This is a genomic window from Pseudomonas sp. RT4P38 (assembly GCF_054897765.1).
In genome coordinates this window covers 3,836,442-3,855,699 of sequence record NZ_CM142703.1, presented here as the reverse complement: position 1 = coordinate 3,855,699, position 19,258 = coordinate 3,836,442, and the positions used below count along the sequence as shown (strand labels likewise).

16 protein-coding genes and 1 pseudogene are annotated in these 19,258 nt (G+C 50.4%); 9 read left to right on the top strand and 8 right to left on the bottom strand.

Translation table 11 applies throughout. From position 1 onward, the window contains the following. Window positions 1-27: 27 nt before the first annotated feature. Window positions 28-717 (bottom strand): DUF5677 domain-containing protein, encoded by a 690-nt coding sequence (locus ACYZT7_RS17840; protein WP_462037593.1) that lies wholly within the window; start codon window positions 715-717, stop codon window positions 28-30. A 372-nt stretch (window positions 718-1,089) separates the two neighbouring features. Between ACYZT7_RS17840 and ACYZT7_RS17835 the strand changes: the two genes are divergently transcribed. Beyond that, a complete protein-coding gene (locus ACYZT7_RS17835) occupies window positions 1,090-4,185 on the top strand; it encodes a TrlF family AAA-like ATPase (protein WP_462037592.1) in 3,096 nt (1,031 codons plus the stop codon). Between the two features lie 279 nt (window positions 4,186-4,464). Here the strand turns inward: ACYZT7_RS17835 and ACYZT7_RS17830 are convergent, their stop codons facing one another. After that, complete coding sequence (locus ACYZT7_RS17830; RefSeq protein WP_462037591.1) at window positions 4,465-5,064, bottom strand: hypothetical protein; 600 nt, start codon at window positions 5,062-5,064, stop codon at window positions 4,465-4,467. A 420-nt stretch (window positions 5,065-5,484) separates the two neighbouring features. On the opposite strand from ACYZT7_RS17830, the gene ACYZT7_RS17825 reads away from it, so the two are divergent. Next, the gene (locus tag ACYZT7_RS17825; RefSeq protein ID WP_462037590.1) at window positions 5,485-6,141 is read left to right on the top strand and encodes a hypothetical protein; all 657 of its coding nucleotides are present in this window, start codon (window positions 5,485-5,487) and stop codon (window positions 6,139-6,141) included. 84 nt (window positions 6,142-6,225) lie between these two features. Here the strand turns inward: ACYZT7_RS17825 and ACYZT7_RS17820 are convergent, their stop codons facing one another. After that, window positions 6,226-7,125 (bottom strand): TIR domain-containing protein, encoded by a 900-nt coding sequence (locus tag ACYZT7_RS17820; protein ID WP_462037589.1) that lies wholly within the window; start codon window positions 7,123-7,125, stop codon window positions 6,226-6,228. Continuing rightward, window positions 7,122-7,400 carry a hypothetical protein gene (locus tag ACYZT7_RS17815; RefSeq protein WP_462037588.1) on the bottom strand — a complete coding sequence of 93 codons (279 nt, stop codon included), beginning with the start codon at window positions 7,398-7,400 and terminating at the stop codon, window positions 7,122-7,124. The genes ACYZT7_RS17820 and ACYZT7_RS17815 overlap by 4 nt, the downstream gene beginning before the upstream one ends. 246 nt (window positions 7,401-7,646) lie before the next feature. Between ACYZT7_RS17815 and ACYZT7_RS17810 the strand changes: the two genes are divergently transcribed. The 3 genes from ACYZT7_RS17810 (at window position 7,647) to ACYZT7_RS17800 (ending at window position 9,802) form a co-directional block, all read left to right on the top strand. Next, window positions 7,647-7,916 carry a hypothetical protein gene (locus ACYZT7_RS17810; RefSeq protein ID WP_462037587.1) on the top strand — a complete coding sequence of 90 codons (270 nt, stop codon included), beginning with the start codon at window positions 7,647-7,649 and terminating at the stop codon, window positions 7,914-7,916. A 466-nt stretch (window positions 7,917-8,382) separates the two neighbouring features. Next, window positions 8,383-9,414 carry a GGDEF domain-containing response regulator gene (locus ACYZT7_RS17805; protein ID WP_462037586.1) on the top strand — a complete coding sequence of 344 codons (1,032 nt, stop codon included), beginning with the start codon at window positions 8,383-8,385 and terminating at the stop codon, window positions 9,412-9,414. Between the two features lie 67 nt (window positions 9,415-9,481). After that, window positions 9,482-9,802, top strand: a complete 321-nt coding sequence (locus ACYZT7_RS17800; protein WP_462037585.1) for a hypothetical protein — start codon at window positions 9,482-9,484, stop codon at window positions 9,800-9,802. A 560-nt stretch (window positions 9,803-10,362) separates the two neighbouring features. Here ACYZT7_RS17800 and ACYZT7_RS17795 read toward each other — a convergent pair. Next, a protein-coding gene (locus ACYZT7_RS17795) for an IS3 family transposase (RefSeq protein ID WP_462037356.1) occupies window positions 10,363-11,915 on the bottom strand; the annotation gives its coding sequence in 2 pieces (ribosomal slippage) (window positions 10,363-11,453 and window positions 11,453-11,915; 1,554 coding nt in all). Window positions 11,916-12,055: 140 nt separating this feature from the next. On the opposite strand from ACYZT7_RS17795, the gene ACYZT7_RS17790 reads away from it, so the two are divergent. Continuing rightward, entirely contained in the window at window positions 12,056-12,490 is a 435-nt protein-coding gene (locus tag ACYZT7_RS17790) for a hypothetical protein (RefSeq protein ID WP_462037584.1), read from the top strand. A gap of 201 nt (window positions 12,491-12,691) precedes the next feature. On the opposite strand, the gene ACYZT7_RS17785 is transcribed toward ACYZT7_RS17790, so the two are convergent. The 3 genes from ACYZT7_RS17785 to ACYZT7_RS17775 form a co-directional block, all read right to left on the bottom strand. Continuing rightward, window positions 12,692-13,831, bottom strand: coding sequence for a phospholipase D-like domain-containing protein (locus ACYZT7_RS17785; protein WP_462037583.1), 1,140 nt, complete (start codon window positions 13,829-13,831; stop codon window positions 12,692-12,694). 202 nt (window positions 13,832-14,033) lie between these two features. Continuing rightward, complete coding sequence (locus ACYZT7_RS17780) at window positions 14,034-14,972, bottom strand: ketopantoate reductase C-terminal domain-containing protein (RefSeq protein WP_462037582.1); 939 nt, start codon at window positions 14,970-14,972, stop codon at window positions 14,034-14,036. Further along, entirely contained in the window at window positions 14,930-15,289 is a 360-nt protein-coding gene (locus tag ACYZT7_RS17775; RefSeq protein ID WP_462037580.1) for a 2-dehydropantoate 2-reductase N-terminal domain-containing protein, read from the bottom strand. The genes ACYZT7_RS17780 and ACYZT7_RS17775 overlap by 43 nt, the downstream gene beginning before the upstream one ends. A gap of 302 nt (window positions 15,290-15,591) precedes the next feature. On the opposite strand from ACYZT7_RS17775, the gene ACYZT7_RS17770 reads away from it, so the two are divergent. The 3 genes and pseudogenes from ACYZT7_RS17770 to ACYZT7_RS17760 form a co-directional block, all read left to right on the top strand. Beyond that, window positions 15,592-17,298 (top strand): hypothetical protein, encoded by a 1,707-nt coding sequence (locus ACYZT7_RS17770; protein ID WP_462037579.1) that lies wholly within the window; start codon window positions 15,592-15,594, stop codon window positions 17,296-17,298. Between the two features lie 214 nt (window positions 17,299-17,512). Continuing rightward, window positions 17,513-18,565 (top strand): phospholipase D family protein, encoded by a 1,053-nt coding sequence (locus tag ACYZT7_RS17765; protein WP_462037578.1) that lies wholly within the window; start codon window positions 17,513-17,515, stop codon window positions 18,563-18,565. A gap of 121 nt (window positions 18,566-18,686) precedes the next feature. After that, window positions 18,687-19,240, top strand: a pseudogene (locus ACYZT7_RS17760) (TolC family protein); the annotation flags it as partial. Window positions 19,241-19,258: the final 18 nt, after the last annotated feature.

Genomic DNA, 19,258 nt, shown 5'->3' with positions numbered 1-19,258 from the left:
CCCCGGTCGTCATTTGCAGTGGTGTCGCTAAGCACTAGCAGTCAAGCCCAATACCTTACGTATGGACTCGTTGTCTGGCCAATGCCGATGCATTAGCCACCAAACGCATGCCTGGCCGATAGCTCGACTAATGCCACCTATACCTTGAAGGTGGGTCACGCACAGAGCGGCGATCTCAGATTCTTCTGTTGGAGTCTTATTGTGGCCGTGCGTTTCAAGCGATAACAATCTATAAAAAACGGTGTATAGATCTAGAATGTCAGCTTCCTTCGCTTGATCCTCAACACTTTTACGTCGACGACTCTGTTGTGCTTGCTCGCTTTCCAGATAGGTAGCAGTCACGTCCTCCCCCGTGTGGCGGTCAAAGATCTTGGCGCTACCTGCTTTCAAGTTAATCCTGAGTGCCTTCGCCAGTTCCGCAGGACCCGCGCCGATCTGAGACTCCGCATTTTCAACAGATCTAATGCCCCACAGAACCGTGATCAATTGTTCGAGTAAGCTACGGCTCAAGATTCCCAAGCAGGCGGCATTTCCAGCCGAGCCTAACGACGCCGCTCCGTTGAGTAGTTCCGCTGCGCGCCTCAACTGATGACGAGCAAATTCGTCGCGGGGATCAGGCGACCCAGCGGCTTCAATCTCTGATGAAGCAATCAACAATGTAGCTTGCGTCTTTAATGACTCGACCAGTCCATTCCTTTCTTCTGAGGAGATGCTCATGCGGTACCAACGCCTTCTGACTGTAGAGATGCAGGACAATATCGATGAAAACGGTTTTTCTACCTAGTGGTGGTGATCAAGGTTGAAGTCTGTCCCGCCACGCCCTGTAAAGCCAGTTAGGTGATACCTGTACGTTGGCTAGGGTGTCATAACCCCAGCAAATGCCCCCCATTACCGCTGGCACCTTTTCGGACATGTCGGTTTGACCGACTCAACCACACCACGTCTGTCCAGTAAAATCAGGCGGGCCAAACGGATATGCTTTGTTAACTTTTCCCGACTTGTAGGTGCTGGAATCGCAACTAACATCTGGCTAGCCCTGATGCAGTAAGCGAACGGGGCGGAGCAGTCTAACGCACTGGAAGGTGGGCAATGGCGATTCAAAGCGGCAGTGAACGCGGGTCAGAGTGGCGGCAATGGGATTTGCACATTCATACTCCAGCTTCATTCGAGTGGAGAGGGGCGAAGTTCGACCGGAAGAACCCGGATTCAGCGGCGAATAAAGCGCTCGTTGATGAGATGATCAAGGCGCTTAATGAAGCGAAACCCGACGTATTTGCGCTTATGGATTACTGGACGTTCGACGGATGGTTTGCACTTAAGCGCAGATTGGCTGAGGTAGACGCGCCGAAGCTGACGAAGACTGTTTTCCCTGGCATCGAACTCAGACTCGCAGCTCCAATGAGGGGACGGCTGAATGCACACGTAATCTTCTCAAACGAGCTTGACGACCAGATTCTGAAGGACTTCCTTGCTCACCTCCGTATCGCGCTTATTGACAGACCTTTGTCTGACGCAGCTCTCATAACCTACGCGCGAGAAGCACCTGAGGGCTTGCTGAAACCGCATGGGATCAAGGCCGAACAGATTGCAGCCGATGATGAGCAGGCTTACATAGCAGGCGCAAAAATCATCGAACTGACGTGCGAGAGCTACAAAGAAGCGATTGCCAAAGTCCCAGACGAACAAGCCATTGGTTTCATGCCGTACGATACAAGCGATGGTTTGAATGAGGTGAAGTGGACAGAACACTATGCCTATTTTTTGGGCCTGGTCAGGTGCTCCCCGATTTTCGAGAGCCGGAACTTGGACGTGCGCTCAGCGTTCGTTGGAGAAGAAACGCCAGGGAACGCCAAATTTTACTCAGGCATTAGGAAAGGATTGAACGATGTCTCTCGATTGGTAGTGGCTGGTAGTGACGCCCACTGCTTTGTCGGTGTACCAGGAAGCAATGATCGGCGTGGATACGGCGACTTTCCATCTGACAAGAAAACCTGGATCAAAGCTGATCCCACATTCCGTGGATTGCAGCAGGCCATTCGAGAGCCTGCGAAACGTTCGTTCATAGGCGTTACACCGCCCAAGCTTGACCAGATTGCTGCCAACAAAACATTTTTCATCGACCACGTGGTAATCAGCAAGGTGGAGGGTTCCCCACTAACCTCGCACTGGCTGGGCGATGTCCATCTTCCGCTAAGTTCTGACCTAGTCGCCATCATTGGCAACAAGGGGAGCGGCAAGAGTGCTTTGGCCGATGTCCTTGCTCTGTTAGGCCATTCCCGGCAAACCAACCATTTCTCATTTCTTCGAAAGGAGCGATTTCGGGGCAAAGCTGGAGAGCCTGCTCGACAGTTCGAGGGCTTTCTCACCTGGCATGACGGGACCATCAACACTTGCAATCTAAACGCTGACCCGCCTGCCGAGAAAGTCGAGATGGTGAGGTACATTCCACAAGGGCATTTTGAAGATCTCTGCAACGCGCATGTTACGGGCCAGTCTGACGCCTTTGAAGATGAGCTTAGATCGGTCATTTTTTCGCATACCGATGACACAATCCGACTAGGAGCACTGGATTTCAATCAACTGATCGAGCAGCAGGAAAGCACCTTCCGTCTCCAGTTAAACGAGTTTCGCAAAGATCTAAAGAGGGTCAATCTTGAAATCGCAGGTTCCGAAAACCAGCTCCATCCACTGATCAAGAAAAGCCTGGTGGAACAGCTTGCGCTCAAGCAACGTCAGCTCGCCGAACACGGAGCCTTGAAGCCAGCAGAATTGGAAAAACCATCTGTTGATCTATCGCCTGAGCAACAGGTGACGGCTGCGACTCTTGATAGAATTGCTGCCGAACTCAAGCGTCTGGATGAGGAGCGGAACGCAGCCAATGAGACAGCTTCACAGCTCGCCGCCAAGAGCAAGGCCTTGAAGGATGTGAGGGAGCAGGTCCGATTACTCCAACGCACTTATGACCAGTTTATTGCCGACACGAGTAAAGATCTCACCCTACTAGGGTTGGAAGTCGCCGACATTGTGACAGTCGAGACCAATTTCGCCCCGTTACAACAGTTGGCAGACGCTGTTCTGGCTGACCAAGCAGCCATAGGGTCCAGCACCAAAGCTAGAGAAGATGCGCGTCAGCAATTTTTGGAGCAGCAGACAGAAGCCAAGGCGCAGCTGGATCAACCTCAACTCATTTATCAAAATTATCTGCTCGCGGTTGACGAGTGGCAGCGTAAATATCAGGACCTTGTTGGTGCTGCTGACGCCCCAGAAACAGTGAAAGGGCTGGAAGCTAGGATCGCGCAGATCGATGCTCTGCCAGAGGGGCTAGAGACGCAAAGAATTTACCGGAAGCAGTTAGCAGGTGAAATCTACGACATCCTTGATGCTCAGCGCCGGGCGAGAGAGGCATTGTTCAAGCCGGTTCAGGAACTAATTCAGGCCAACAGCCTGATTCGCGAGGAGTACAAGCTCGGGTTCAAAGCGAAACTCGGAGGTTCAATCGACGCTTTTGCCACCAACCTATTTACCTTGCTCAAGCAGAACGTTGGCCCGTTCCGAGGTGACGATGAGAGCTTCAACACGGTGCGACGCCTGGGTGAGGCTGCGGACTTCGACAGCCGTGAAGAGGCCGTGGCCTTTGCCCAGGCCCTGCACGACAAAATTTCAGCATCGGCAGCTACGATAGGTGACAAGGTCGAGTACGGCATCGACTCAATGTTACGCAAAGACAAAACCGCGAATGAAGTTTATGACCTTTTATTCGATCTTTCGTATCTGGAGCCTCGGTATTCTCTACTGTTCCAAGACGCGGAAATCGAGCAGCTCTCGCCTGGTCAGCGTGGGGCGCTGCTCCTGATCTTCTATTTACTGGTGGACAAGGGGCGCAATCCCATCATTCTGGATCAGCCGGAAGAGAATCTCGACAACGAGACTGTGGTGAGCCTTCTGGTGCTGGTGCTAACTGAAGCGAAGAAGCGTCGGCAGATCATTATGGTCACCCACAACCCGAACCTTGCGGTCGTCTGTGACGCGGAGCAAATCATTTGGTCTCACTTCGACCGGGCTAACGACCAGAAAATCTCTTACACCGCAGGTGCCATTGAGAGTCCGACTATCAACGAGCACGCGGTCAAGGTGCTTGAGGGAACGAAGCCTGCATTTGATAACCGCAGGTTCAAATACCACTGAGGATCTGTCTACTGGATGGTGTGCATTCAGCCCTGCCAGAGTCCTTCAGTAGGGGGCTATGTTGGAGACTATCGCATGGATGCGAATCGGCTGGAGTCGGGCCATATGCCATTTACTAGCGTCTTCAAGTGGTAGAAAGCAGTCACTCCCCACGGCTTTCGATCCCAAGATGCCTTTCAGCGCAGGCAATAATCGGCCAGAAGCAGGTCTCAAGGTGGCCTTCTCGGTTGAGCCCAGCAATCACTTGGTATTCTGCCGGCTATATGATGAGAATGCGGATCAAGACGGCATCAGTAAAATGTGCGTGGCGCCGACTCGTTCGAGGTAATCCTCCCCTACCAGTTGAGGGTGATACTGCATATCGGAGGGCATGTCATCTGGATGCAGGAAACACATGCGGCCAATGACGCTCGGCACTTGATTCACAACGCCGTACGTCGTGCCGAATGTCATATCAATAATCTCATGGCTGGGCAGCGTGAGCCACGCATGCAGATTCAGCGCTGGTGAAGGTAATCCTTTTTTCAACATCGCCTTAAGCTCGCGGTTAATGGTATGAAAAACATTGCGCCCATCGTATTCGACGTAACCTAGAGTGAAGGCGAGCGGCACCCCTAGTGCCTTCTCTAATGGGGCTTTGAGCATCCCAGTTACTGCAAAACACTGCTGCGAAACATCTTCAGCTTGGTAATGGGATAGATGCGATGCCGCCACCTGCTGGAAGACCTGGAGGTTGCGCTCGCTGACAAAGCGCTCTTCGGTCCGACTAAAGCCTGAAGGGGCGAGGCCCCAGGCTTTGCTGCGCTTCAAGGCTTGGTCAAATCGTTCTTCGTAATCGTGGGCTTTTGAGACGGCGAACTGCTTGATCCATGAAAACAATGGGAATTCCCCTTACACGTAATAAACTGGAAGCTTCTTGTCAGATAGAAACGAAATCAAGGGATATGGCTGCTTAGTCGACACGGTACCAGCGCCGAAAAAGTATCTGCCCGCCGCGAAGGGCAGTAGCCGTCTCCGACAGGCAACTATCGGGCGAAAGCAGCCAGTCAGATAAATTCTCGAACCCTTCGCATTGCAACCCTCATGATTTAGATCGCTTAAATCACGATGCAATCTCTTTCGCTCGATCGATAATAATGGCAATCTGCCGCATGCGACAAGTGGTCAATTTGACAGGGCTAGTCAATAGAACGTAGATCGACGGCACGACGACCTTTCTTGAGACTTGGCGATTAAAGCCCGGGCAACCTCAATATTTGATCCGAACACTACTACTATGATCTGACAGTAAGGCGCATCGTGAAAACAATTACAGATGAAATATCAAAAAAACAAATATATGTGATGATTTTGGCTCCTAACATAACGCTCTGGTTTTTTGCATTCTGTATTATCATGTCTATAGCGTGGTACTTATCAGGAAGCGCTCTCATAGGTATTGGATCAGCATTCGCAGTCCCATATTTTTTAATAAAAAAATCAGCAGACAAAAAAATAAGTCTGATAAATGAGTTGTTGAGCAGCGTCTACGCCAAAACGATGTCATCTCTAAAGAATATTGACTATTATTACTATCATGCAAATGGCTCAATTGCTGTGGACGCCAAAAATGGCATGATTTCATATATAAAAGTATTACCAACAATGGAGATTTTACCTCCGGTGATATTCAACGGCTCGGATATAATCGAATATTATTTTTACGACCCAGGCATGACCACCACAAAGTATTACGGTAGAGATCTAGCTGTAGCCCAAGAAACCCTCACGGATAACCTCAAAGCGGTGGCCGCGCGAGCGGAAGAAAGGGGGTTGCACATGAAAATCAACGATCTTCAGAATCCCAAAATTGTAATGAGCATGAAGGCAAAAGAATCTGACCACTGGACTCTTATTCTTAGAAAGCTAATTGACGGATCCCTTGAGCCAACCAACAGTCCAATATTGATCCCCTAACGAAGTTTCGATCGACTTGCTGTGAGCGCACTGCAAGTCGAAAGGTAACCTAGGCAAGGATTACGATTGTATCAAGTCGAAAGGTTAGGAGAAGAGTTTGGAGGCATCGAACTCTAATCCTGCCTCTTTCATCTCAATTACTAGCCTTTTTTGCCATCCCTCGTGCGGGTCTAGCTCTGTGTACACGACACCGAATAGATCGGACGGTATCTCGACGTCTCCCTTTCTAAGTAGGCACACCCGGCCACGCCCCAGTTTGCCGGCAAAATATCCAAGCTCGAAGATAACGTTTTGCCGTGCACGGGCCGATGGCGCATCTGCTTTTACTGCGCTGCCCATGTCGTCTGGCGTCAGCAAAACAACCGCATAACCCACGTCCGACGATCGTTCAAATTTCTCGATGATCGTCTGACCGCGATCAGGCTGCTCTTGAAGTACGATTGACTCTAGCCCTAATCGGTCGAGAAACCGCGCAAGCATGTGCTTAGCGCCATCGTCGTGACCATGGACGATGAAAACCTTATTGGACGAAATTGTTGATCTGGTCAGTGAAGCTTTACTGATTTTGACGTGAGCCTTGTAATCTCGTGCAAACGGAACTACCACTTGCGTCACGAAAGAATGCAAACCGGAGATTAATTTCGAACTGCCGTTACTGAAGTAGTGATATGCAAAATTAATCGTAAAATCTGGATCTTCGGCGAGCTTCTCAAACAACAATATCGTCAATCCTAGCTTGAGCTTGTCATCATCAGGCCAGGCGAGCCGGTAACTCCCCGCGAAGCTCCCGCCAGTGCCTTCGCTTTCCTCCAAGAAGGCCTCAAGGTCGGCATCTTCTTTGAGAGCGGTGTTGATCGGTTCAAGGTCCTCACTGGACAACAGCCGTACGAGTTTTTTCAGTGGTGCTTCATATGTTTGGAGCTGGGATAACTGTAGGTCCAATACGCAGTTGTTGATCTGCGTGAAAATATCAGAGGAACTCATTCTTCATCTCCTGCCAGACGTTTCTCTGCCGCCTGCTCAATTATCTGTGTGCGATAATTTTCTTTCATTTCTTCGATCAGAGGACCAACGAAGGGGTTGGAGGCGTATTGGCCGACGCGCTGGTCAATGGTGTCTCTGACTTTTTGTATCGCCTGTTCGATGCTAGCTGGGTCGAAGGGGTCATAACTGACCGTACACAGATTGCCGTCTAACTCCCGAAATGCTGCCTCCACCTGCTTCAAGTCGCGTTGCAGCTTATCCAGCCCTTTGATCATGACGCTCTCCATATCCGTAGTGGTGGCATTCTGGCAAAGGTTAATCGTCCCACATCGTAAGCGTCCCCGGAACACGCCGCCCGCAGATTTGGCTGGTGGCTGATCGAGATGCGTGCTCGGAGGCAAATTTCCATCTGTATCGTCGCAGGCTGCCCACCCGCTGATCGCGCCTGGACTATGCTGAAAATGACCCAGCGTGACGCAACCTTTGTGAGCCGTTGGTAATCCACGTGATGGGAGGTTGGTATGAAGAACCCTAGCGATTATGAAGCCGGCTGGACTACACGAATAATCAATCCGAAAACGGGAAAGCCGTGTTCCGGTGGTGCAGCACGGAATTTGCACCTAGCCGAGAAGGGCGGCGCTGAAGCAGTTTTCAATGCAGGTGGCATTGCGGTTTTGAATCAGGTAACTCCTCTGCTTGAGCGGATGCAGGTTCAGTTGGATATTGCTCAGCAACTCAACGTGCAGATGATGAGAGAGCTTCAGAAGGCGCAGGATCGGAACAGGGCTTGAGTTATGTTGATCCTCAGAGAGCCCGCACGTGCGGGCTTCTCAATAACTGGTGCTCTGCCCTCAATTACCATAGCCGGCCTTGCCGGAATCCAGCCAGGGGGAGGGGGCGGGTAGGAGGAGATTTGTGTCCTGCCTTTTCGAACACGCGAGCCCGATTACCGAATACCCCTGAGCAGGGGGCCGGATCGAGAGTTAGCGGTCGCTTATGATCCAGCAACTGTGGGATATTTTCTTACTAAATTCATGGATTTCGACTACGGTAATGATGTACTTCTATCTACGGCTCCGCTGAAGCAATTTGCTTCAGCACTAAGGGCGCGATCAGTGCAGGTTCAAAGATGGGGAAGATCGATCACCAGCTTTCATTCGCTTTGCTTTTAATAATAAGCTGCTCGTATTCTGAATAGGGACCACCAATCGTTCTGTTCCTTCTTTTCCTGGGCTAGCAAACCAACCGGGGTTATGCATGAATGATTTCCACGCTCAAGAGTTGTTCAGTAATGATATCGACACTGTCATCGTGCTGCTGGTCGATGATCAACCCCTTATTGTTGAAGCAGTACGCCGTGACTTAGCTAGTGAAAGTGACATTAAATTATATTACTGCGATGACGCAAACCAAGCCGTAATGGAAGCCGAAAAAATCCGGCCCACTGTGATACTGCAAGATCTGGTAATGCCCGGATTAGACGGTTTGTCGTTAATTAAGGAATATCGAAAGAATCCCCGAACTCAAGGCATTCCTGTGGTTGCTTTATCGACAAAAGAAGATCCGGATGTAAAGAAGCGAGCGTTTGAAGCAGGTGCAAGTGACTATTTAGTCAAATTACCTGATCCCATCGAACTAATAGCTCGCGTACGCTACCATTCTCGCTCATTCAATACCACAAAACATCTAGATCAGACGTATCGAGCACTTAGAACGAGTCAACAGCAATTATTAGATACCAACCTTGTCCTGCAACGAATGAACAGTGCTTTACAACGCCAAGCAAATTCTGACGGTATGACGGGACTGTCAAACCGTAGGCATTTTGATGAATTTTTATCCCGCGAATGGCAGCGAGCATGCGAGGCTGGGTCTGAGATATCTTTGTTGATGGTCGATGTTGACTTCTTCAAACTCTATAATGATAAGTTTGGACATTCGTCGGGCGACGATGCATTGAAAAACGTTGCAGCGGCAATGCGAGACACGATAGTCGATGAAACGTACTTCCCTGCGAGGTATGGGGGCGAGGAGTTCGCTATAGTTTTACCAGGGGCGTCGCAATTACAGACTATAGAAATTGCGGAAAACTTGCGTAAAAATATTGAAGCGCTGAATATCCCTCATGTATCACCTCGGCTTGATTCTGTAATCACGGTTAGCATTGGACTCGCTACTTTGGTGCCAAAAGTTTCGGAAAATAGTAAAGTCTTGATCGAGCTAGCCGATAAGGGGCTTTACCTGGCTAAAAACAGAGGTCGTAATCAAATAGCTATTTTTGGAGAATAGATTCTTCGGTGTCGTCCCGCTGTGGCAAAATATCAACGGCAAATCAATCAATAATAAGGGTGTATACATGGCAAAATATATTTACGTTGTTTGCTTGGATCGTGGAAGGAGTAATCCTGAACATCATATTTTCTATAAGAATGTATCGGAGCTGAATGCAAAGGACCCAGATTTTGGTGGGATAAATAATATGTGCATTATCGGTCATCACGTGGATATTAGAACAATGCAGATGCTTTGCTCCACCGGTCTAAAGAAGAGAGACGCTGTTACCATTGAGGAAATAACAAGGAAAACACTAGATCCTGATACCGGTATACACAAAATGCATACTGATCTCGTCGAAAATTATTTTTTACCACATGGTGATTATCCGAATATCAAATAATTTTTGTTGAATACACAACCCCATTTCCGACCGAGGGCATCGATGTATCAGATATGGGGGCGCCGGCAATCATCAAGGTATCGGAAGGATCGACTTTTAGGGCCGCGTAACGTGGATGGTCGCATGTCGCTCACCAGCGGGGCGAGTTGGCGCAGGATGCCACCGTCTCTGATATATAACTAAACCATACGGTTGGACGCTCTTGTCCCGCCACAAGGAGGATAAGATGGAAGAGCGGCATCCAGATACTTGTGCGGTAATAATCGATCAAGCGAATCGACGCATCATTGAGATTCGCAAATCGATGCTTGTTAACCAAATAACACGTGATGCTGAACGGATCGCGAAATCTTTCGACGCGTTGCACGCTGGTGAGCTTGAGAAGGTCAGCACCCAATTTGCGCAGTCTTTTGGAATTCTTACATCTGGGATTCTCAAGGCTACAAACGAAGGAGATGATCTTCGGATTGCTTGCGGGGAGCTTCTGTCAAATTCACTCAACTCAATAGCTGCCGCAGCCTACGGCGTTTTTCAAGGTAGTTGTCGCGTCAACCGTTCAACTATGCCGCTCTTTTCTCGTCCTGCTGCTCCCGATCCGGATTCAGCATCACCGCTCCTATCGGCTCCCAGTTCCGCGTCTGGCCTGACCAACGTTCCGGGCTTTTCTTGCGCGCTCGCTGGTACAGTTCATGCCGCCGCGCCAGGATCTGCTGGTCCAGCCCTCGATGCCGCTCCGTCGGTGTCACGAAGCGGATCCGGCTATGCCGGTGCTCGTTGTTGTACCAACGCATAAAATCTCTCACCCACGCGCGTGCGGCGTCCAAGCTGGCAAAACCCTCCTGCGGCCATTGCGGGCAATATTTCAGCGTTCTAAACAGCGACTCCGAGTACGGATTGTCGTTGCTCACTCGCGGTCGGCCACGGGACGGCGTGATACCCAGGTCGTACATCTTGCTCAACAGCGTCAGCGATTTCATCGGCGCACCATTGTCCGAGTGCAGCACCAGCGGCTCGTGTAAACACTGCTCGCCGATCACGCTGCGTTGCAGCAGCGCAGCGGCTTTTTCGCCGCTTTCTTCTTCGTAAACTTCCCAGCCTACGGCCTTGCGGCTGTAAATATCTTCGATCAAATACAGGTAGTAGTACTTGCCGCGTATCGGCGACGGCAAATACGTGATGTCCCACGACCACACCTGATTGGGCGCTTTGGCGACATGCGTCGTCGGTGCCGCATGCCGTCTGGGTCGCTGGCTACGGCCCCGATGATGTTGCTGACCGGCTGCACGCAGGATGCGATAAAACGTCGCTTCCGACGCCAGATAACGCCCCTCGTCAGCCAGCCTCGGTACGATCTGACTCGGCGGCAAATGGGCATACGCAGGGCTGTTACACAGCGTCACGATCGCTTGTCGTTCGATCTCGCTCAACGCATTACGCGGCGTGGGCCGCACGGTGGTTGTGCGGGCATCGGCTTGAAGATCCTCACTCTGCGTCCATCGCTGCAAGGTTCTGAGCGACAGCCCCACCTCTTGGCACGCTCTGATTTTTCGAGCACCGGCCTCGATGGCTTCGATCAACCAAGCCACCAACAACTGCCGTTCCGGCAAAGAGGTCAGGTGTCCTCGTTGTCGATCCCCCAGTAATCGTTGAGCTTTTTTCGCAGCACCAACAACGCGGCGGTTTCGGCCAGCGCCTTGTCTTTACGCAGCAGTTCGCGCTCAAGTTGCTGAATACGTTTCTTGTCCTTGCGAGATTGTTCGCGGTCGACCTTTTGTTGGTTCTGAACACTCTGCTGCCCCGTGATACAGGCTTGGCGCCAGGCGCTGACGTGTTCGGGGTACAGACCTTTTCGTCGGCAGTACTCACCCAGTTCGAGCTGCGACAGACCGGCGGTTTCAAGGACGACAGCGAACCGGGCTTCAGCAGACCAGTTCTCGGGGAGTGGCTTGTCTTCAGGCACTGCGCTTCCTTCAGAACTGACCTTCTTGCGCCAGTTGGACAAAGACATTTCGCTAACCCCTTCACGCCGGGAAACCTCGGCCATCGTCAGGTTCAGCGGGGGAAGCAGCATCTTGAGTAATGCGGCTTTGCGTTCAGGTGAATAGTACGGCACGACCAGTCTCTTTCCGCCCCCGATATGCTTTTTCAGGAAAATTCGGAGAGGCGACAACTATCCTGACACCGGGGGCCTATATGCTTCGTGGCGGATTTGTCTTACAGCCTGGGCCTGTCATTCGATCCGCAATAGAGTCAATGGCCGTCGCATTGCACCTCATGCAGTTTCAAACAGACCTTCAGAAGCATCGAGAGCACAAATTCGACTCCACCCGTGCCATTGCTAGTGCTAAGCGTGTGTTCCCGCCATTTGGCCAGTTCTACGGTCTGCTCAGCAAAGAGTTCACTCACGTAGGCCAACTCTATAAGCAGTTTACGCCAATCTGCGAATACACAAGTTCCTACGAGCCGTTAGGGCTAAACCTACAGTTCATAACCGCAGGTGTATGGATGTGCTATGTGACGTGTGAACTGGTATTTTTAGATGTGGTTGCTCAGCCCAGATATTGGAATGAAGTTCCCACTGAAGCGCAGGACGAGACCCCATACTGTTACGATCCATCCGCAGATGAGAAATCCTGGATGGCGGATTTCTTCGGCACGGAAAACTCCAACCTCGAGGCGGCGGGGTGATGCACGCTCCGTTCTGAGTGGTTTGTAATTGAATGATAGGAAGCTAATTGCAGTATGTGTGTTTCATAGTGCCTTATCGAGGCAGTTTACCAATCGCGGCGGCATCACCCTTTTCAGTCAGATGCCGTCTCTGTTTGAGTAAACTAAATCTCGATTAGATAATTCTTAGCAAGTGAGTTTTGAGGGTTAACTCTCTGCTAGCTATTGTTCGATAAAGATATCGATGAGTTTCATGCCAATAGGGTTAAGGTCCGGTAGAACGCTACTCGCATAGTTTTCTGGTGATTCAGAAACGGAGAGGGAGAACGCATATTCTTCAAGATATTTTTGAATAATTGCTGCTTCTTTAATTAGAACTGCGTTCTCGAGACTATTTTTCGCATTATACGTCAAATTAAATGATCCTGTCCACACAGCGTAAGGCTTTAGTGTGCACCTTTGGCCCAGCTTTTCGAGTGCCCCATTATCGCTATCTATTGCGCGTTTCAGAAATATTAGAAATTTGTGATGCATGAGTGGAAAACCGTCCTCGCTACCAATTACTCGCAGGGGGGATATGTGAGTTTCTACAAATTTTTCGGAAGGAAAACCTTCGATTTCTGAAAGTTCAATCCCTTGCTTGAGAATTCCTGACAGGCTTAGAATGCTGTTATTGTCAAATTTGAGTTCGCCTTTCTGGGGTGGGCGTAGTGTTTTCTTGGGTTTTTGCATGATTATTTGACAAGGTTTTTTAGATAGATTTTCTAGAGTGCTCGCATCTTTTATATAACAAACACAACCCAAAATAGCATCTGAATTTAGGATGTTTTTGTTAAGTTCATCCGCAATATTATCAAAGTAAGCCTCGGTGCCTGTTCCGTGAGCGTTGGTAGGTCTGGCAAGTGTAGCAAGGTTGACCGACTTGTTACCAAATGCTCTAAGCTTATTCAGATTTGAAGGGGGCGCCGAATTCAGTTTGCAGAATTTATCGTCGCAGCTGTTTTCAATGCCATCACATTTCTTGCAGTAAAAAATCTCGAAATGCTTGTAATAACTTTCTCTGTGCTTTTCGTACATTTTTTCGTATATCTGTTCGATTACACATCTATCAAAACACTTCTGGCAGAAGTAATCTTGCTCGATATGCTCCTTAAGCAATTCAATGGATAGCTTCTGATGAACAAGAACTCCGCAACAGTTGCAGAATGATTTCTCCAATTTGTTTGGAAAATCTCGGCAGTCATGGCATATGACTTTATTTTCTGCCTGCTTATCAAGATGCTCACGGCACAGGATACAAAAATTTCCATTAATAACAGTGGTCTTATGTAGTTTAGGTGGTGAAAAAACTGTGCTTGCCATTTAGATCATCCGCTGCGATTAAATTTTCGCCGCTAATGTACAAAATCGGCTGCGGCAGATCAATGCATTTTGGACGTTTCACTTTTAGCAAACTTCTGTTCGTAGTGAAATAAAAAAGAACATGGGTATTCTCTGTTATGTGCTTCCGAAAAATATGCTAGGTCGGAAGTGCCTATGGGATCAATGAACCAAGTCGCCTCAATCATTCATTGGGTATTTTGTAGTGCGTTTTTTCCGAGCACGGCGATTTTTGCCACGGATAGCCCTGTGCGGCGAGTTGATAGGCGTAATCGAACAAACTCCTTATGTAGTCGCCATCGAAATTTTGCCCATGGGGGAAGTTAAAGTCGGAGCCAATGTACGCAAGATTGAAATCCGCTTCGTCTTGCTGCGCCATACGGTAGATCCGCTCCAGGTCGCTGATCCCCTGAGTTTGAATCAATGTGCTGATAGCGCGGCCGCCGATGTTCAATGTACGGCGCTTCGTCCCGGACCACTGAGGGTCCAGCGTCCCGTTACTAATGACGTAGAAATTACGGTCGCGTCGTAAAGGTGATCCAGTAGATTTGCTCAGCTCCGTAATGGTGGTAGGTGGGTAGAGAAACACTTGAGTGATTACCCCTCCGTCCACGTGCATTTCCTGGAACTGTTTGCCATCAACTTCCACATCGATCATGACGGGTGAGACTGCACCGGGAATGCTCATTGAGCCTTCCAGCGTCAGCAGGCGGCGGGCTTCCGTTAAGAACGGTTTACTTAGCTGGTGACCTACTGCCTGGATGATTGTCACCACCTCGTCGATAACTGCATTAGCAAATTCGCGTCCGCCTTTTACCGAGACGACATCACCAATGCTGCCTCTCATCAGGCAATTGATGCTTCCCATGGCCGCGAGCAGAGTCCATTTTTCCCACATGTCGCGGGAGATCGTATTCGATGTTTTGGCATCGAAGCCGGCATCGAGCATGAACTCGTGGACATTGGCGACTCGATCAGAGTCGGTGCCATCTAATTCGCCATAGGCAATGTCGTTAAACGTTCCCTGTTGGACGATACGACCGTTGTCATCAAGGCTTGTCGCTACTTTGCATGCGCACCCTAGGAGGCGGTCCTTGCCGAATTTTTCGGCGAGTAATTCCATGTGACGCATCCGTTGAGCAAGGGCAGGATCACGGTACCAGGGCCAACAGCAGCAGCCATATCTTCCAATGCTGCCTCAAGCGCATAGGCTTTGACTGCAACCAAGACGATGTCGAATGGGCCCTGGATTTGGGCCGCGGTGACGAGTTGTGGCTCTATTCCTATGTCACCCGCGGGGCTCTTGACGTGGAGGCCGTCCTGCTCAAGCTGAGCGAGTCGTTGGGGGCGAACGAGGAACGTAACATCTCGTCCTGCCTTGGCGAGCTTTGCACCGAAAAACCCACCGGTCGATCCGGCCCCTACGATCAAAATGCGCATTGGGTTACTCCTGAATGAAGCATCACTAATTAGAATTGTAGTATGCGGGTATATACCCGCATATCAGACAAAGCTACACGAAATTCGGAAAAATCAAAACGGGGAGGGGCGGGGCAGCGTGTTGAGAAGCGAGCCAGGAGCGGCGTGAACTGAAAAATGTTGCTATCCATTGATGGAGTCTTGGGAGGGAGGACTAAGTCGCGCAACAGGTCTACGACTAATGGCTATAAGCCAGTGATTTAGCTTTTAGAGAACCAGCGAAGTGGATAGGATGATGCCTATTTGACATCAAGGAAGATCATATGGCCTGGCTACCAAGCAAAGCATCCCTCACGTCTATGAAGGACGCCTTATCCGAAGCGACGAACCGGGTCAGCGAGTCTGTAGCGTCCTTTGATATCAAGGATGCTGCGCAGAGCGTGAAAAACAGCGCCGTTAGCGCTGCCGGAAAGACCAAAGAGACTTCAATCACCGCCTACGGTTTCACCAAGGAAAAAACGGTCGAAGCTTACGTCGCTGTGTCGGATAGTGTTCGTAACATCAATTATGAAGAGCTGCGTCGAGCTGAGTTCTACAAAGATACATTCACCCAATACAAGGACCTAGGCACGGCTAAAGTGGCAGCTTCCTTTCGCGCTACTTTCGAGATAGAGAAAACAACACTGGAGATGGTAGAGGGAATCCGCAAAGGCCTACCCGTGCCCGCCAAATCCATTGACGATATCTTTGACCAATGCAAGCGTGAAGCTATTCGCCGCACTGTCGCGTCGTTCGCTTTGGGCGATGTCATGCGCGACGTCGACAATCATAGCGCTGCAAAATACGAAAATCTGTCGGACTCCTATAAAGCATTCTCAGGGCGCACCGGTGCATCGATGTTCGATGATCCGAACTTTGCAGCAATGAAGGATGCGCGTTACGCAGCCCGTGAGACATGGACGCCTGAAGGATTCGACAAGCTTGATAACGGGTATCACAAGGACCAGCAACTGGATCCCTGGGGCGCAGATATTGAGCATGTGATCGCCCGCAAGGATTACTACGAAGATCTTCTGCTGCGCGCAGGCACTACGGATGATCAGTTCTTCAGCATCATCAACTCTAAGGAAAACTTAGTATTTGCTGATGACTCGCTAAATCGCTCGCTCCAAGACAAGAATATCTATAGGTACCTCGAACAAAACGGTACCCCGCGAGCCGACGATGCTGACCTGATTGATGTAACCATACAGAAAACCGGCGAGATCGTTACGGTGCGTAAATCCGATATTGATGAAGCCTTTAACAGGGCGGAGGCGAACCGGAACGATCACCGTTGGGATGCAGCAGTAGAAATTGGATCGACGATAGCGTTGACTGGGGCAACCATGGCCGCTCAGCAAATCGTGGGCCTGATCGTGCTGGAAACCGTGGATATCTTTATTGATGAGATCCGCAACTTAACCGTCAACGGACGAATTCTTAATGAAGACGGCTGGCTACAGAACTCAAAGGATGCCACTGCACGTATCCAACAACGTCTAAGCGAACGTTTTGAAGAAAAGCAGATATGGGCGCGCGCACGAGCTGTTGGCCTGGAGGCTGGCGTCGCAGGGGCTCTGAGTGTCATCCCACAGATACTCATTTCGTTGATCGTCAAGATGCCCGCCTTCGTACTAGCGCTAGTGCGTGAATGCACGCTGAGCTTGGTGCGTTGCGTTCGTATCATGCTGAGCAAGGATGAGGCTAAGCTCGACGCAATTACGGTAGTGCTCGCGGGGACGGCCTCGGCAATCGTCGGCGTTTATGTTGGGCGGGTGATCAGTAACGCAATGGCCGGTGTGCCCCTGCTGAACAAATTCAACTCCCAGGTCACCAGCGTGTTAACCGGGGTTTTGGTAACCGCCGTCCCGTTGACTGCCATCTACACATTTGATCAGAACAAAAACAAATTCACTTTCGTGACCTCTCGCCTGGGTCGGTCTGATGATGGGCAGCCAAGTGAAGCTCATGAGACTGTTGCATCATAACCGGATGGCAGACGTCGCCAATCATTTGTGGATTTGCGCGTGGTGCTGGCGCAGCGGGTATTATCGCTATGGATTCGCTGGCCAACAAACTTCACGCCGTCGCAACCATGTACCTTCCGGCTCCGCCGAAATTGACCAGCCGGTTGGGCTTCACTTCGAAACCTTTGGTTTTTGGCGCGAGTTCCATCGATAGATTTGAGGAAAGGAGTTCCGGATGTTTGTGCTGCCTGCTGACTATAAAAACCAGTTGAAAAGCTTGATCGCCGAAGAACAAAACTTGGATTTTGCCGTCGCTTTCTGGGGGGGCGGAGCGGAAAATTTGATTCCACTGAATTCTGCTCGCTCTGTTCGCATCATCTGCAACCTCAGAACCGGCGGAACCAATCCCGCTGTCGTTCGATACTTTTTATCAAAGATAAAGGACGGTAACTCTTCGCTTCAGATCAAACATTCGAGCCACCTGCATGCCAAAGTTATCGTTGGTCAAAAGCAGGCTCTGATTGGCTCGGCGAACATGTCTACGAATGGCTTAGGGCTTGAGGACGGAGGGTTAGCGCATTGGATGGAGGCAGGTATCCATACTTGTGATTCTCAAGAGGTGGCGTCGGCACGCGAGTGGTTTAATTCCCTATGGGAGTCTGACGCCGTCTCGACAATCGAAAATGAAGATCTCCTGGCTGCTCAGATAGCTTGGGATCGTAAGCAGAATGCTCGACCACCATTGGATGGCGATCCCATGGCTCCATTTACGATGGGGCGGTTCAGCGTTGATGAACTCAAAGGTAGGCCTGCTTACGTCACAATTTATCGCAAATGGCTATCGAAGGAGGCGAAGGCGGCGCAGGAAGCAGAAGAACAGTCGGCGAAGTCAGCGATGAAGGACGCAGGAAAAATCCGGTGGTGGGCTTATGAGTGTTGGGACGGCCTCCCCCAAGCACCGGCTGAGATGATCGGAATCTACTGGGGAACAAGAGGGAAGCTTTTAGTTGAAGGAGTATGCAGGCTCCTAGAAAGCGATAGCGTTCCCTTTACCTACGACAATGGAGATGAGGGCTGGATCGAATTGGCAGCTCCGAAAAAGCAGCTGTTGGGTCGGCCATTCGACATCAAGGATGCCAAAGCGCTACAGGGCGAGCTTAGCGATTTCATTGATGTGCTATGGCATAAGGCTGTGAAAACTGAAAACGGGGAGTATGCATGCGTGATCCATCTGGCTGAGATGGTTAGAGTTTGGGAAGAGTGGAGGGTAGGAAATGAGGCTCCCTGATAGAGCTTCTTTCTGACAAAGCCAAAATGAATCCGGTTGGCTTGGTAAAAATGACTCTGTTTGGGTACGCGTCTTCATATTGTGCTTCTTCCGAAATTTTCGGGGAAGCTGGTCACCAAAGCAGGCGTTGCTGATCGGCAACGTAGGCGAGCTGCTACAGCGGCGCCCGGATATCCTGGCTGCGGATCGTCGGTTAGCTGCGGCCACCACTAATATTGGCGTGAACACGGCGGACCTGTTTCCTCGAGTCACGTTGAGCAGCTTCCTAGGCTTCACGGTGGCGCTGCACAAGCGTGGGGACTTGGTCCGAGCATTACCTGGGCGGCGTTCGACTTAGGCAGCGTGAAAGCTCGAATCCGTGGAGCCAACGCCGAGGCCGAGGGTGCGATGTCCTCTTATGAGCAGCAAGTGTTACTTGCTCTTGAAGAATCATCGAATGCGTTCAGCGACTACAGCAAACGCCAAGAGCGCTTGGTGTCTTTGATCCGGCAGAGTAATTCCAGCCGTGCTGCTGCGGATATTGCGGGGCTTCAGTACAAAGAGGGCATCGCCGACTACTTGGTGTTGCTCGATGCCGAGCGCGAACGTCTGAATGCAGAGGATGCACAGGCACTTGGGGAGACGGAGCAATACCGATCCATCGTTGCGATCTACAAAGCGCTCGGAGGAGGGTGAGATGCGGGCTCCGGTTCG